Source organism: Gorillibacterium sp. sgz306347, assembly GCF_059735245.1.
Window position 1 is genome coordinate 53,500 of record NZ_JCAPET010000006.1, and the last position, 13,001, is coordinate 66,500.

The 13,001-nt window shown below is 58.6% G+C and carries 14 protein-coding genes; 2 read left to right on the top strand and 12 right to left on the bottom strand.

Annotated elements, in window-relative coordinates; genetic code table 11:
- Positions 1-43 precede the first annotated feature (43 nt).
- Positions 44-1,561, bottom strand: a complete 1,518-nt coding sequence (locus tag AC6I6H_RS05265) for an aminotransferase class V-fold PLP-dependent enzyme (protein WP_497952381.1) — start codon at positions 1,559-1,561, stop codon at positions 44-46.
- A 129-nt stretch (positions 1,562-1,690) separates the two neighbouring features.
- Here AC6I6H_RS05265 and AC6I6H_RS05270 point away from each other — a divergent pair, with 129 nt between their 5' ends.
- Positions 1,691-2,119 (top strand): VOC family protein, encoded by a 429-nt coding sequence (locus tag AC6I6H_RS05270; protein WP_497952385.1) that lies wholly within the window; start codon positions 1,691-1,693, stop codon positions 2,117-2,119.
- An 84-nt stretch (positions 2,120-2,203) separates the two neighbouring features.
- Here the strand turns inward: AC6I6H_RS05270 and AC6I6H_RS05275 are convergent, their stop codons facing one another.
- Both AC6I6H_RS05275 and AC6I6H_RS05280 read right to left on the bottom strand, forming a co-directional pair.
- Positions 2,204-2,680 (bottom strand): DsrE/DsrF/DrsH-like family protein, encoded by a 477-nt coding sequence (locus AC6I6H_RS05275; protein ID WP_497952390.1) that lies wholly within the window; start codon positions 2,678-2,680, stop codon positions 2,204-2,206.
- 205 nt (positions 2,681-2,885) lie between these two features.
- Positions 2,886-3,074: a hypothetical protein gene (locus AC6I6H_RS05280; protein WP_497952394.1), complete on the bottom strand. Its 189-nt coding sequence runs from the start codon at positions 3,072-3,074 to the stop codon at positions 2,886-2,888.
- Positions 3,075-3,303: 229 nt separating this feature from the next.
- Between AC6I6H_RS05280 and AC6I6H_RS05285 the strand changes: the two genes are divergently transcribed.
- Positions 3,304-4,269, top strand: coding sequence for a phosphotransferase (locus tag AC6I6H_RS05285; RefSeq protein WP_497952396.1), 966 nt, complete (start codon positions 3,304-3,306; stop codon positions 4,267-4,269).
- 19 nt (positions 4,270-4,288) lie between these two features.
- Here the strand turns inward: AC6I6H_RS05285 and AC6I6H_RS05290 are convergent, their stop codons facing one another.
- The 9 genes from AC6I6H_RS05290 to AC6I6H_RS05330 all read right to left on the bottom strand — a co-directional run bounded on the left by AC6I6H_RS05290 (position 4,289) and on the right by AC6I6H_RS05330 (position 12,983).
- Positions 4,289-5,026, bottom strand: a complete 738-nt coding sequence (locus AC6I6H_RS05290; RefSeq protein ID WP_497952398.1) for an NAD-dependent protein deacylase — start codon at positions 5,024-5,026, stop codon at positions 4,289-4,291.
- A gap of 101 nt (positions 5,027-5,127) precedes the next feature.
- The gene (locus AC6I6H_RS05295) at positions 5,128-6,078 is read right to left on the bottom strand and encodes an L-lactate dehydrogenase (protein WP_497952400.1); all 951 of its coding nucleotides are present in this window, start codon (positions 6,076-6,078) and stop codon (positions 5,128-5,130) included.
- A 117-nt stretch (positions 6,079-6,195) separates the two neighbouring features.
- Positions 6,196-7,035, bottom strand: coding sequence for a DegV family protein (locus AC6I6H_RS05300; protein ID WP_497952402.1), 840 nt, complete (start codon positions 7,033-7,035; stop codon positions 6,196-6,198).
- 15 nt (positions 7,036-7,050) lie between these two features.
- Positions 7,051-7,899 (bottom strand): DegV family protein, encoded by an 849-nt coding sequence (locus AC6I6H_RS05305; protein WP_497952406.1) that lies wholly within the window; start codon positions 7,897-7,899, stop codon positions 7,051-7,053.
- A 305-nt stretch (positions 7,900-8,204) separates the two neighbouring features.
- Positions 8,205-9,044 carry an ABC transporter ATP-binding protein gene (locus AC6I6H_RS05310; protein WP_497952411.1) on the bottom strand — a complete coding sequence of 280 codons (840 nt, stop codon included), beginning with the start codon at positions 9,042-9,044 and terminating at the stop codon, positions 8,205-8,207.
- A gap of 13 nt (positions 9,045-9,057) precedes the next feature.
- Positions 9,058-9,822 carry an ABC transporter permease gene (locus tag AC6I6H_RS05315; protein WP_497952415.1) on the bottom strand — a complete coding sequence of 255 codons (765 nt, stop codon included), beginning with the start codon at positions 9,820-9,822 and terminating at the stop codon, positions 9,058-9,060.
- Complete coding sequence (locus AC6I6H_RS05320; protein ID WP_497952418.1) at positions 9,819-10,112, bottom strand: thiamine-binding protein; 294 nt, start codon at positions 10,110-10,112, stop codon at positions 9,819-9,821. The genes AC6I6H_RS05315 and AC6I6H_RS05320 overlap by 4 nt, the downstream gene beginning before the upstream one ends.
- Positions 10,113-10,288: 176 nt before the next feature.
- Positions 10,289-11,344: an ABC transporter substrate-binding protein gene (locus AC6I6H_RS05325; protein ID WP_497952423.1), complete on the bottom strand. Its 1,056-nt coding sequence runs from the start codon at positions 11,342-11,344 to the stop codon at positions 10,289-10,291.
- A gap of 352 nt (positions 11,345-11,696) precedes the next feature.
- Complete coding sequence (locus AC6I6H_RS05330; protein ID WP_497952426.1) at positions 11,697-12,983, bottom strand: MFS transporter; 1,287 nt, start codon at positions 12,981-12,983, stop codon at positions 11,697-11,699.
- Between the last annotated feature and the right edge of the window lie 18 nt (positions 12,984-13,001).

Genomic DNA, 13,001 nt, shown 5'->3' on the forward strand with positions numbered 1-13,001 from the left:
AAATGTAGAAAAAATAAAAAAACGGCGGTTTTCCGCCGTTTTTTTATTTGAAATCGTCCAAAAGGCCGAACCACTTTCCTCCGCAGCCCGAGCTTTGCGCCGAATGATGACGGTAATCGTTCCTCCGCTCGTCGTACCGGTAATCGGCAGCCCAAAGCGGGCCGCGCAGCGCCACCTCGCGAACCGCGTGGACGATTCGCGCCACCTCGCCGTCCGTCATAATCGGATGCAGGGACAGGCGCACCCAGCCCGGCTTCTCGGAGAGACGTCCGCTTTCCACCCGTTCCCGGATCCGGTCGGACGTTTTTTTGTCCAGGCCGAACAGGAAATGCCCGTATGTACCTGCGCAGGAACAGCCTCCGCGCGATTGAATGCCGAACCGGTCGTTCAATAACCGCACAAATAACGGGAAATGAACGGTTTCGCTAAAAAAGCTGACAATCGGCAGCCGATCCCGCAGCCCGCCGTCCAAAACATGGACCCCCGGAATGGGCCGGAGCCCCTCCAGCAGCAGCCGGGTCAGCGTCTGTTCCCGGGCCGCTATGGCGGCTTCCCCCATCCGTTCCTTCAGCTTGACGGCGTACGCCGCTTTGGCGGCTTGAAGAAATCCGGGCGTGCCTCCGTCCTCGCGTTCCTCCAGCTCTTTGACGTAGGTGCAGCCTCCCCACCGGTCCGTCCATAACACGGTGCCTCCGCCAGGCGCATCCGGCGCGCTGCCTGCGGCAAGCCGCCCGTCAAATACCAGCACCCCGCTTGACCCGGGGCCGCCGAGAAATTTATGCGGAGAAAAATATACGGCGTCAAGCCGCTCCTCTTCGTCGGCGGGATGCATATCAAGCGTGGTGTACGGCGCGGATGCCGTCCAATCGGCAAAGGCCAGCCCGCCATGGCGGTGCATAAGCTTTGCCAGTTCGGCAAGCGGCGGCATGACCCCCGTCACGTTGGAGCAGGCCGTAAACGCGCCGATTTTCACCTTGCGGCTGCGGTGGCGCCAAAGCTCCTCCTCCAGCTTTTCCGGTTGCACCCGGCCCTGCTCATCCGGCGGCAGGATACAGACATCGCTGATCGTTTCCTGCCAGGAGAGCTGGTTGGAATGATGCTCCATATGGGTCAGGAAAACAATCGGCCGGTCCTCCTCCGGCAAGGACCCGGACGGCTTCCATCCGGAAGGCAGCCGCAGCCCCATCAGCCGCTGCAGCTTGTTCACGGCAGCGGTCATCCCGTTTCCGCAAAACAGGAGAATATCATCCGGGCCGGCGTTCACATGCTGTTTGATGACCTCTTTCACCTCCCGGTAAACATCCGTTACGGCCGCTCCCGTTACCGTCGCTTCCGAATGAGTATTGGCTGTGTATGGGCCGATGCAGCGGAGAAGAAGCTCTTCGATGGGACCGTAGAGCCTTCCGCTTGCGGCCCAGTCCGCATATAAAATACTTTTCCAGCCGTACGGGGAGCGAAACAGACGGCCCGCTCCGATGACGCCCTGCCGCAAAGACGCCAAGCCGCTCTCCTGCTTTTCCTCCGCCCAGCCTGCTTGTTCCTCCGCTATCCATCCGCTCACGGAGTGCCCCCCTCTCGCCCATTTCATCCCAATGTATGCAATATGGGCGCGCCCGGTCCGTTTGAAAACCGCACTCCGCCACGATAAAATAAAGCGGACAAACCACGATTATGCGGGAGGAATGCGGTTATGGCAGGCACAAACCAAAAGATCAGCGGCGGCGGCGGGTTTCACCACGTGGCGATCAAGGTTGGAAATTTTGACGACACACTGGCCTTTTACACCGGGCTGCTGGGCTTTGTACCGAGATTGACCTGGGGCGAAGGAGACGGCCGCGGCGCGCTCCTGGACACCGGCGACGGCAATTACCTGGAGGTGTTCGCAGGCGGACCGGAAGGCAAGCAAGCGGCGGGCGCCTTCTTCCACATCGCGCTGCGGACGGACGACGTGGACGGCATTGTCGAGCGTGTCCGCAGCGCGGGAGCGGAAATCACCACGGAACCGAAGGACGCCGTTATTCCGGGGGAACCGCCGACACCGATCCGCATCGCTTTCTTTAACGGCCCGAGCGGAGAAAGCATTGAGGTGTTTCAGAGCACGGGGGACAACCAGCTGTAAGCGCAAGCATGCCAAAAAGCCGGTCTCAGGCGGATGTCCGCCTGGGATCGGCTTGCTTTATGCGCGTATAACCAACCGCCCGCGTCAAATGAACAGCTGCATATCCGCCTCCAGCGCATCCCGCAGATAGGTCTGAGCGTCGACAATTTCGAGTTCGGGAATGAACTCCTGTTCCTGAAAGCCCATGATTTCCACCGACAGCCGGCAAGCGTAGAACTTGATGTTTTTCTTGCGTGCCCCCTTCAAGAAAGCGGATAACGGCGGGGCATCGTCGTCGTCCATCATTTCCAAGAGCATTTTTTTGCCGAGGCCCGCATAGTTCATCCGGGAAAGAGGCAGCTGGTCGGGTCCTTTGGGCGTGGTGCGTCCGAGCATTTTCTCGTAAAAGCTTTTGTCTTCGTCCGTCCATTTCTCCGGGTCCCGGACCAGAAACAGCCCCCAAAAGGCAAAAAACATAGTCACGTCCACTTCGATGTCCCGGGCTGCATTGGCCAGAATAAGCGCGGCCATGGCTTTGTCATATTCGCCGCTAAAAACAAGCAGATTTAACCGTTTGTCCATCAGGCTCTCCCTTCCGCGTTCCAGGGCGTGGATGGGATGGCCGCACCCTGCCGCGCAAACGTTTCCGGGTTAGTGTTTGCAGCTTGGGACGCGCTATGCATAGGAAGATCAACGTTTCCCGGTGTGATAAAAATCAAAAATCCCCCGATCTGTTCAGAAAACAGACGGAGGATTGTTGGCTTGCGGTCTTGCCGGGTCACGCAGCTTATTCATAATGGTTATTGATCAACCGGGAAATGTCGGTGCTCATCGTTTCTTCTTCGTCGACGGGAATTCCTTGATCCGCCCAACAATGTCTGCAAACTTCTTCGCTGGTGCAAAGCGCGGCGTCATCGCAGGTGTAGCAGAACTGAAGCAGGTTTTTCGATACGGTATCGGTATTCGTCTCTTTCATTTCGATCACTCCCATCGTTGTTTACGAGTTAACTATATCACATCTTGAGCGTTAAAAGTGTGAATTATTTCACAATAATGATGCTAAAATAAATTTCTTTTTTATTGCCGGTGCCTGCTGCCTGTGCTTTAATGTGTACATGAAACCCGAACACGATGATTATTTTAACCGGATTGCCGCGAAATATCAAATCGGGCGGCCCATTCAGTGGAGCGCCGGAGACTCCGGCATGAACAACACGACCCGGTATGCTCTGCTCCCGGGCGGCGGCAGGCTGGTCTGCCGGGTTTATGAAAACCACCGCGACCCGGATAAGCTGCTTTTCGAACACGATGTTTTGCAGCAGCTTCAGTTCTGTCGGCTCCCTTTTTCCATTCCTTGTCCCCTTCGCACCAGACAAGGCGAAACCTTTGCCGAGGCGCCGGACGGCAAGCTGGCCGCTTTCTTCGGCTATCTGCCCGGCCGCAGGCCTTCGGGTTCCGAAACCGGCTTGCTGGATGCGCTTGGACGGGCGGCGGGTGAACTGAGCCGCGCCCTCGGACAGGTGAAGCCTCTGCATCCCCCTGTCTATCCGCCTTATGACGAGCTGGAGGAGGCTTATCCGGGAGCGGCGGAAGGGCTTCTCAGGCTTACCAAAGAGCCTGTGCTAACGGAAGCGGCCGCCGCCATCGTGTTGCTTCTGGAGGAAATGGCGGGGTTTGCTGCCGTCCGCCAGCAGCTGCTCCGGCTGCCGCGCCAATTGATACATGGGGACGTGTCTTTTTCGAATGTCCTGACCGACGGTGCCGGGATAGCCGCCGTGCTTGATTTCGAGTTTGCCACCCGAGACATCCGGGCCATGGAGCTTGCCGTCATGCTGGGCGAGCAGCTGGCGTCCGGGGAAGAAGGGCAAGGCGGAACCGTTGGCTTTTTGCGAACGGGCCAAAGCTCCTTGGATTCTATCCGGGAGCTTCTGTCCGGATACGGCAGCGCATTTAAGCTGTCAGTGGATGAATGCAAACTTTTGCCCGATCTGATTAAACTCCGGCGGCTGGATGTAGCGCTTCATTTTTGGACGCGCTGGCAGGCCGGCCTCGACCCCGCCCCGGTGTTCGCGGATCAATTGGCCCGCTCTGCGGCCTCCTTCCGCCGTTTGAACTCCAATCGGGGTATGCTAGAAGAATGGTTCGGGATTTTCTTGTTGGACGGGGCTTAATCGGCTGCGGCGATGCGGCTTATCCCGCTGGAAAAGCCGCATCCAGCGCTTCGCCGATGCTGCCGCGCATCACGAGATCCGCCGAAGCATCGTAAGCCGTCGGCGTCCGGTTAATCAGGACCAGTTTGTCGCCCCGGAAATAACGGATCAGCGAAGCGGCCGGGTTCACTGTCAGGGACGTCCCGCCGACTATCAGCAGCCGGGCGTTCCCGATAGCCTCCACCGCCTGTTCGATGATGTCCATATCCAGCCCTTCCTCATACAGCACCACATCGGGTTTGACCATGCCTCCGCAGGCGCAGCGCGGAGCCTCCCCCGGAAGCTCTCGAAATTCCGCCAGGCTGTAATGCCTTCGGCAGTCCATGCAGGTATTGCGGTGCACGGAGCCGTGCAGCTCCAGCACGCGTTTGCTGCCTGCCAGCTGGTGCAGCCCGTCGATGTTTTGCGTCACCACCGCATCCAGCTTGCCGGCCTGCTCCAGTCGCGCCAGCGCCCGGTGCGCCGGTCCGGGGGCGGCCTCCGGATGAAGCATCTTGCTTTTATAAAACGCGAAAAAATCCTCCGGGTGCCGCAGAAAGAAGCTCCGGCTCAGCATCGTTTCGGGCGGATAATTCATCCCCCCGGACGTCCGGTACAGCCCGGTTTCCGAACGGAAATCGGGAATGCCGCTCTCCGTCGAGACGCCCGCTCCTCCGAAAAAAACAATGCCCTTCCCTTCCTCCACCCATTCCCGAAGCCGGTCTGCCGGTTCCGCCATTTCGCATACCTCCTTGATTTTCCCGGAATGAAAACAAAAGCGGGAGGCGCCGCCCTTCCGGGATACGCCCTCCGCCTTTGCACCTGCCGGTGATGCAGGACTTATTGAAAAATGGAACGGTTCGCTTCCCGCAAAACGTCGGCGGAATGCTTCAGCTTCCGGAGCTCGTCCTCGTTCAGGTCCAGCTTCATGATTTCGCGGATGCCGTCGCGGCCCAAAACCGCCGGCATGCCGATATAGAGATCCTCCAGCCCATACTCGCCCCGGGCAAGCGTGGAAACCGTCAGGATGGAATTTTCGTCGCGCAGGATGCACTTGGTCAGCTTGGCCAGGCCGACCGCAATGCCATAATAGGTCGCGCCCTTCAGCTTGATGATCTGGTACGCGGCGTCCCGCACATTGGCGAAGATGTCGTCGTAGTCCTCCGGCGCAAGCGCTACATCCGGGTGGCTTGCTTCGTATTCCGGCAAGCGCAGTCCGCCGATATTGGCCAGGCTCCAGACGGGAAGCTCCGTGTCGCCATGCTCACCGATCACGTACGCATGGACATTGCGCGTGTCCACCTTCAGGCGCTGGCCCAGCAAAAAGCGCAACCGGGCGGTATCCAGAATGGTGCCGGACCCGATGACCCGTTCCGGCGGCAAGCCGGAATATTTCCAGGTGGCGTAGCTTAAGACGTCGACCGGGTTCGTAGCGATCAGGAAAATGCCGTCGAAGCCGCTTTTCATGACGTTTTCGACAATCTCTTTAAAAATGCGCGAGTTTTTGCCGATGAGGTCGAGCCGGGTTTCGCCGGGCGCCTGGTTGGCCCCCGCCGTGATGACCACCAGCGCGGCGTCCTTGCAGTCCGAATAGTCGCCGTCCCAGATCGTGATCGGGGAAACAAACGGCAGCCCGTGGTTCAAGTCCTGCACATCGCCCTTGGCTTTGTCCTTGTTCTGATCGATAATGACAAGCTCTTTCGCCACTCCCCGGTTCATCAGGGCAAACGCGTAGCTGGCGCCTACCGCCCCGGAACCGATCAATACAACGCGATCCGATCTTTTTCTCATGGTTGTCCGTCTCCTCTCGTCCAGTCCAGGTGCTTGGGGATTTGCGGTCGTGCTGTACCGGATTGCCCGGCCGTGCCGCAGCCGGTTCACAAGCTTTGCCCGTTCATAGGGTTCCCGTTAAAACGCGATTCCTACTCCGCCTTCGCCGGCATAAGTGCCGATAACCGGACCCATGTTTGAAACGATCACTTCCCGAAACGGATAACGGGCCAGAATCTTGTCCTTTACTTCCCTTGCCTTGTCTTCGCAATTGCTGTGCGCGATTGCCAGAATGGCCTCTTCGAAATTATGCTTTTTCTCGCCGAGCTTGTCGATCATCTTGTTCAGGGCGTTCGGCAGCCCCCGTGTCTTCTCGACGACCTCGACCTTGCCTTCCTCGCTGACCTTCATCAGCAGCTTGATATTCAGCACCGAAGCAACCGTGCCGCGCAGCCGGTCCAACCGGCCGCCTTTGATGACATTGTCCAGCGTGTCGAGGGTAAAGTAGGTGGCGATCTCCTGCTTGTACTGCTTCACCTTCGTCTTCAGCTCGGCAAACGTGCTGCCCGCATGGGAAAGCTTGGCGATCTTGACCACCAGCAGCGCCAGTCCCAGTGAAAAGGTTTTGCTGTCCACGACCTCAATATGGTTGCCGTGTCCTTCTTCCTCATACATGTCTTTGGCGATCACGGCGTTCTGATACGTGCTACTGATGGCGGAGGACAAGCAGAGCACCAGGATGTCCGTTCCGTCCGGCGTTCGCTTGTATTCTTCCAGAAACTCGTTCGGGCTGGGGCTGGCCGTCGTCGGCAGCTCCCGGCTTTCTCTCATTTTGCGGTAAAACTCTTCGGCGGACAGATCCGCGGGCATTTTCTCATTCTCAAAATGAACGGAAAGCGAAACGATCCCTATGTTAAAGCGTTTGACCCATTCCAAGGGCAAATCTGAGCCGCTGTCCGTGATGATTTTGATCGTCACCCTGTGTACCAACTCCTATTTCTTAAGATAGAATAACCCCGCGGTTTGCGGACCGCAGTGACTTGAAATCACGCATCCGGCCTCGGTTATGTAAACTTCTTTCGCTCCCGTAGCAGCGAGCAATTCGTTCTTTAAAAAGTCTGCCTCTTCCGGCGCGAAGGAATGCGCGACGAAGATCAGCTCCGGGTCCATCCGGTGTTTGTTCGCGAGCGCATTGTCAAGCAGCTGTCGCAGCGCTTTTTCCCGTTTGCCGCGGATTTTGGCCGCCATGAACATTTTGCCTTCCGCAACCTTCACAATCGGCCGGATCTTCAGCATGTTTCCGATGAACGCCTGGGTGCTGGAGCAGCGGCCGCCTTTGTGCAAATAATCAAGCGTGTCGATCAGGAATTCCGCTTCCACGTCGCTCCGCTTCTTGAGCAAAAGCGCTTCGATCTCGGCAGGCGTCCGGCCCTTCTCGGCTTCCCGTGCGGCAAGAACCACCTGCAAACCGATGCCGGTGCAGAGATTAAGCGAATCGATCACCGTCACCCGGCCTTCGTCGAACTGCGACGCGGCGATCCGGGCGTTCTGAATGGTGGAGGATATTTCCGATGACAGCCCGATATACACAATATCCTTACCCGCTTCGATATGAGGCTCAAACCTTAAAGCAAAATCAGCCGGAGAAGGCGCCGCTGTCTTGGGCAAGCTGCCGGTTTCATCCACGGTCCGGTAGAGCTGGCCGGGTGTCATGTCAATGCCGTCCCGGTATGCTTGTTCGCCGAACACGACGTACAGCGGCACGACATCCACATCGTACCGCTTCAGCAATTCGGGAGATAAATCACTGGTGCTGTCCGTAAACAATTTTATAGGTCTCATAAAAAAGGGCAAATCCTCTCTTTCGGTTATCGGCCGCATTTCCGCTTTCCGCGGCCGCACTCGGTGAACGGGAATTGGCTCCGCCGGCAAGAGCGGCGGACATTACGCGATTATTCCATTTCCCTTCCTATTATAAGGTTAGATGAATGTTGGACACAACCACAAACCTGCGGGCCCTTGCGGGGCAAGGCTTCCGGGAAACCGCCGGGCGGCCGTGACATGCAAAGGGCTCCCCGCCCGGCTGAAATCCGGTTGGAAAGCCCTATAGGCGGTTATTGGACATCCCTTTGGACGAGACAGCGCCACTAATGGTCCGGCGTCGGGTTCCGGCGCATCGCCTGGTGGATCTCCCTTCGCAAGCGGACGAAGGCTTCGTCGGCGGTCAAGTCTTCTTTTCGGGGGCGTCCGAAGGGCACCCCGATTTCGCGCAAAACGCAGGTCGGTTTTCCGGACAGGACGTAAATCCGGTCGGACAGCAGCAGCGCTTCTTCAATGCTGTGCGTGATAAACAATACCGAGCGCTTCTCTACCTCCCAGATGTCCAGCAGCCAGCGCTGCATGTCAAGCCGGGTCAGCTCGTCGAGCGCGCCAAAGGGTTCGTCCAGGCAAAGCAGCTCGCGCGGACTGAGCAGCGCCCGCAGAAACGAAACCCGCTGCCGCATGCCCCCGGACAGGACATGCGGCAGGGATTTCTCGTAGTCCGCTAATCCGGCACGCGCCAGCAACTCGCGTGCCTTATCCCGCGCTTCGCTTTTGTTCGCTCCGGCAAGCTCAAGCGCCAGCACCGCGTTGTCCAGCACCGAACGCCACGGAAGCAGCGCGTCCTGCTGCGGCATATAGCCGACCAGCCCTTTATGGCCCGTCACCGGCCGGCCTTCCAGCAGCACATCGCCGGAGGTGGGCGCGACGAGTCCTCCGATGATGTGAAAAAGCGTGCTTTTCCCGCTCCCGGACGGGCCGACAATGGACACGAACTCGCCTTTGCCGACGCGGAGCGAAACGCCGTCCAGCACGGGCTCCGGCGTTCCCCGGTCGGTGAACGTTTTACGCAGGTCCCTTAATTCCAGCAGGGCTTCACCCGCTTCCGGCGCGGCCGCCGGCCGGTACGCCAGCCCGGTTTCGCCTGCCGTTTCGCGTTTCTTCATCCCGTTTTCTCTCCTACTCCCGCTTGGCGTTCCAGCGGACGACGATTTTTTCCAAAAGCGTAACAGCGCCGAACAGCAGCATGCTTAGCAGCACGACTATGAAAATGGCGGCAAACACACGGTCCGCCCGGTAGGATGCTTTCGCGTTCATCATGAAAACGCCGATGCCGCGCGACGAGCCCATCCACTCGGCGATCACCGCCCCCATCACGCTGTAGGTGGCGGATATTTTCACCCCGGCCATCAGGCTGGGCAGCGCATGAGGCAGCTCCAGCTTCAGAAAGGTTTGTCTTCTCGACGCTCCGCTCATGCGGAAGTAATCCACCAGCGCGCCGTCCGTCCGGGCCAGTCCGCCCATCAACGAGACCGAGACGGGAAAAAAGCAGACGATGGTAATCAGGATCAGCTTCGGCAGCACCCCGAAGCCGAACCAGATGACCAGCAGAGGGGCGAGCGCGATGGTCGGCACGTTTTGCGAAAGCAGCAAAAGCGGATAGACACCCGCTTTCAAGCCGGGCACGACATGCAGCAAGCAGGCCAGCAGCACGCCGGTGACGGCTCCAATCGCAAACCCGTACACCGCAATTCCGAGCGTCGCGACCGTGCTGTCCCAAAGCCTCGGAAACACGGCCGCCCCTTCGCGGGCGATCTGCCAGGGGCCGGGCAGAAGCCATTCCGGCGTGCCGAACAGCGACACCGCCGCCTGCCAGCCGGCGAGAAACAGCGCGAACACGGCAAGGGGCGGCCAAATCAAACGCCAAGGCCGCCGCCCGCTCATGCGTCGTATTTTTCCGTCAGCTTGGCCATCGAGGCGCCGGCGGGGTTGTAATAAATTTTCACCTGCGAGATGACGTTCGGCGAACCGGCTTCAATCATCGCTTCGTTCATGCTTTGCACGATTTCCAAAAGCTTCGGGAGCTCGCCTTCCATCGTCGTCTCCAGCGGACCGACGCGGTACGGCACGCCGGATTCGGCGATAACCGCGATGGCCTTGTCGACATAGGGAATGACATCCTCGCCGCCCGGCGTTTTCGGGATGATTTGAATGGATAAAAGGGCGTTTGCCATTGTGATTTCCTCCGATTCAATAAAATTGCCGGGAAGCGTCACTACGAGCACATTTGGGCTTTCGGCCGCTGTTGGTTTAAAGGCGGACGCTTGCGCTCCTTCAGCTCCAAACTCCTCTCCACTCCTCTTCCCGACCTGTACATTGCATTACCTTGGACTCCGTAATACGATACGGCTCATTTGGAAGGCAAGAAATCGTTCGTAAACGCCTTGTCGGGATCGAATTCGCCTTCCAGCAGGTTGTTCTCGTACATCCAATCGGCGTAGCCGGAGAAAACCTCGCGCTTTTGCAGGCCCCATTGAGCGGCGTCGTCCTGGTAGCGGGGGCTCAGCCATTGCTGGCTGGCCTTCACCAGCTCGGGATCGAGATCGGGCGCGCCTTTGATCAGGATGTCCGCCGCCTCGTCCGGGTTGGCGATGGCAAACTCATAGCCTTGGGAGGTGGCAGCCATAAACGCCCGCACGGTATCGGGGTCGTCGGCGATCATTTTCTCGTTGGTGACCAAAATGGGCGTGTAATAATCCAGCTTGTCCGAAAAGTCTTTTACGTAGATCATATCGACCGGCTCGTTGCGAAGCTCCGCTTCGATTCCCGTCCAGGCGTAAAAAATCCAGGAGAAGTCCACGTCCCGTTTCACGGCTGTAAAATAATCCGCAGCTCCGATGTTGATCACCTCGACCTGGCTCGGATCGGCGTTTTCAGCCTTCATCAGTGTTTGCAGGGTCGGCACCTCGGACGGCCCGCCAAACCCGCCGTACCGTTTGCCGGCGAAATCCTTCGGGCTTTTGATGTTTTTCTCCGCCGGGGCGGCGAAGCCCGACGTGTTATGCTGAATGACCGCGGCCAGCGAGACGAGCGGGATGCTTTGCGTGCGAGCGTAGGTCAACCCTTCCTGATAGCTGACGCCAAACGGCACTTCGCCGGAGGCGACCATGGCATCCGCTCCCGCATCGCCCGGCTGGATGATTTCGACATCCAAGCCCTGCTCTTCATAATACCCTTTGTCCTTGGCGACATAAAGGCCGGTGTGGTTCGTGTTCGGCGTCCAGTCGAGCACCACCTTGATTTCCTTGAGCGGCGCGGCGGAGGCCGGCGCGCTTCCTCCCGGCGAGGCCGCCGCTCCGCTCGGGCTTTCTCCTTCGCCGCCGCCACCGCAGCCGGCCAAAGCCAGCAGCGCCAGGCCGGCCGCCAGAAAGGCCGATGTTCGTTTTTGCCGATCGGTTGTTTTCATTCCGCTCTCCCCTATCTGTATGCTGCATAATCTCATCACGAAAAACGCCTTCCGATCCGAAAGACGCGCATGAAAGCGAGCGGCCGCTTCGGGAATGGCGAACGGGCACTCCCGTCTCGCACAAACCAAAAGCCGCCCGGAATAACCGGGCGGCGTTAGCGGCGAACCTATCCTTCTCTACGCTGGCATTACCCAGATCAGATTTCCGGTCAACGACACAAGGTCGTACTCTCAGCCTGACTTCATCAAGCACCCGGTGGCACTATTCGTTTGTCGGTATTAACCATACTCTATTTTTTCCGAAAAGGCAACCGCCGCATTCTCGCCGATTCACAAGCGCCGCCGTTTTCGGCTATGCAGCATTCACCGTTTCAAGGCTGGTCCGGCGGTCCAGCTCGGGCACAATCAGCTTCAGGATCGCAAGGCCGGCAAAGCCGGACAGGAAGATCGCGGCCGCCATCAGCCAGGAAGGCAGCAAGCCCCCGAGCAGAACGGCAAAGCTGCTGATCAGCATGGCTCCCTGATAGCTGAACCCGTGGAAGGCCATATACGAGCTGCGCATATCCGAGCGGGTGATGTTGCCGAGGTACGCCTCCCGCACCGGCACCTGAACCACTTCCCCGATGGTAGCGGCCAGCATGGAGACGACCAGCAGGCCCAGGCTGTTGGAAAAGCCCAGAACGGCATAGCCGCCGACATAGAGCAGAATTCCCCCGAACATGACGGTTTTGTCGTCAAAGCGGCGGAACAGCCGCACAAAAAACAGCGAAAACAGGACCACCAGAAGCGTGTTTTCCGTCCGCAGCAGCCCGACCACCCCGACTCCGTCAAACGTGAGGTTCAGGCCAAGTCCCTGCAAAAGCGTTTGTACGGGCATTTCGGCCGCCAGCCGGACGCTGACGTAATTGCCCAGGTGGAACTCCACCGACATGATCAGCATGCCTGAAATGACGAACAGAAGAAACGCCCGGTCGCGCACCACGTTCCGGTAATTGACGATCATGCGGACAAGCGGATTGGCGTGCTCCTTTTCCTCTTGGCCTGCTTCGACTGCGGCAGCTTTACCGACGTGGGTTTCCGAGATCATGAAGACGGTCACCAGCGTGGACATCACGCCCACCGCGGCAAGGCCGAGAAAAAGCTCGAGCAGGTAGTCGCGAAACAGCAGCGCCCCGACCATGCCGCCGGCCGCCCCGGCCAAATTGTGCAGCCAATACTGCATGCTGTAGATGTACTTGCGTTCATGGGGACGGGATACGTCCAGAAGCATGGCATCCGAGCTCGGGCCGAAAAAGCCCCAGCTGACGCCGACTCCCAGCATCATAAAATAAGTGAGCCAAGCGGATTGCATCAGCTCCGAGTTGGCAAGCGCGGCCATCGCGCAGCAAAGGGCCATGGCGGCTTCCGCCGCAATCATGATCTTCCGCCGACCGATACGGTCCGACAGATAGCCGCCGTAAATGCCGCTCAGCAGCCCCGCCACGACGTTGAGCGCGAGCAAAACGCCGGTGACCGCGGAACCCAGCCGCTCAGCGTAATAAATCGCCATCAGCGGCATAACCATGGAGCTTACGATATTCGATACAAAGGATAACATCAAACGAATTTTTACATTGCGATGAAAGTCTCTAAAACGCATAAGCGGTTTCCCCCGTCT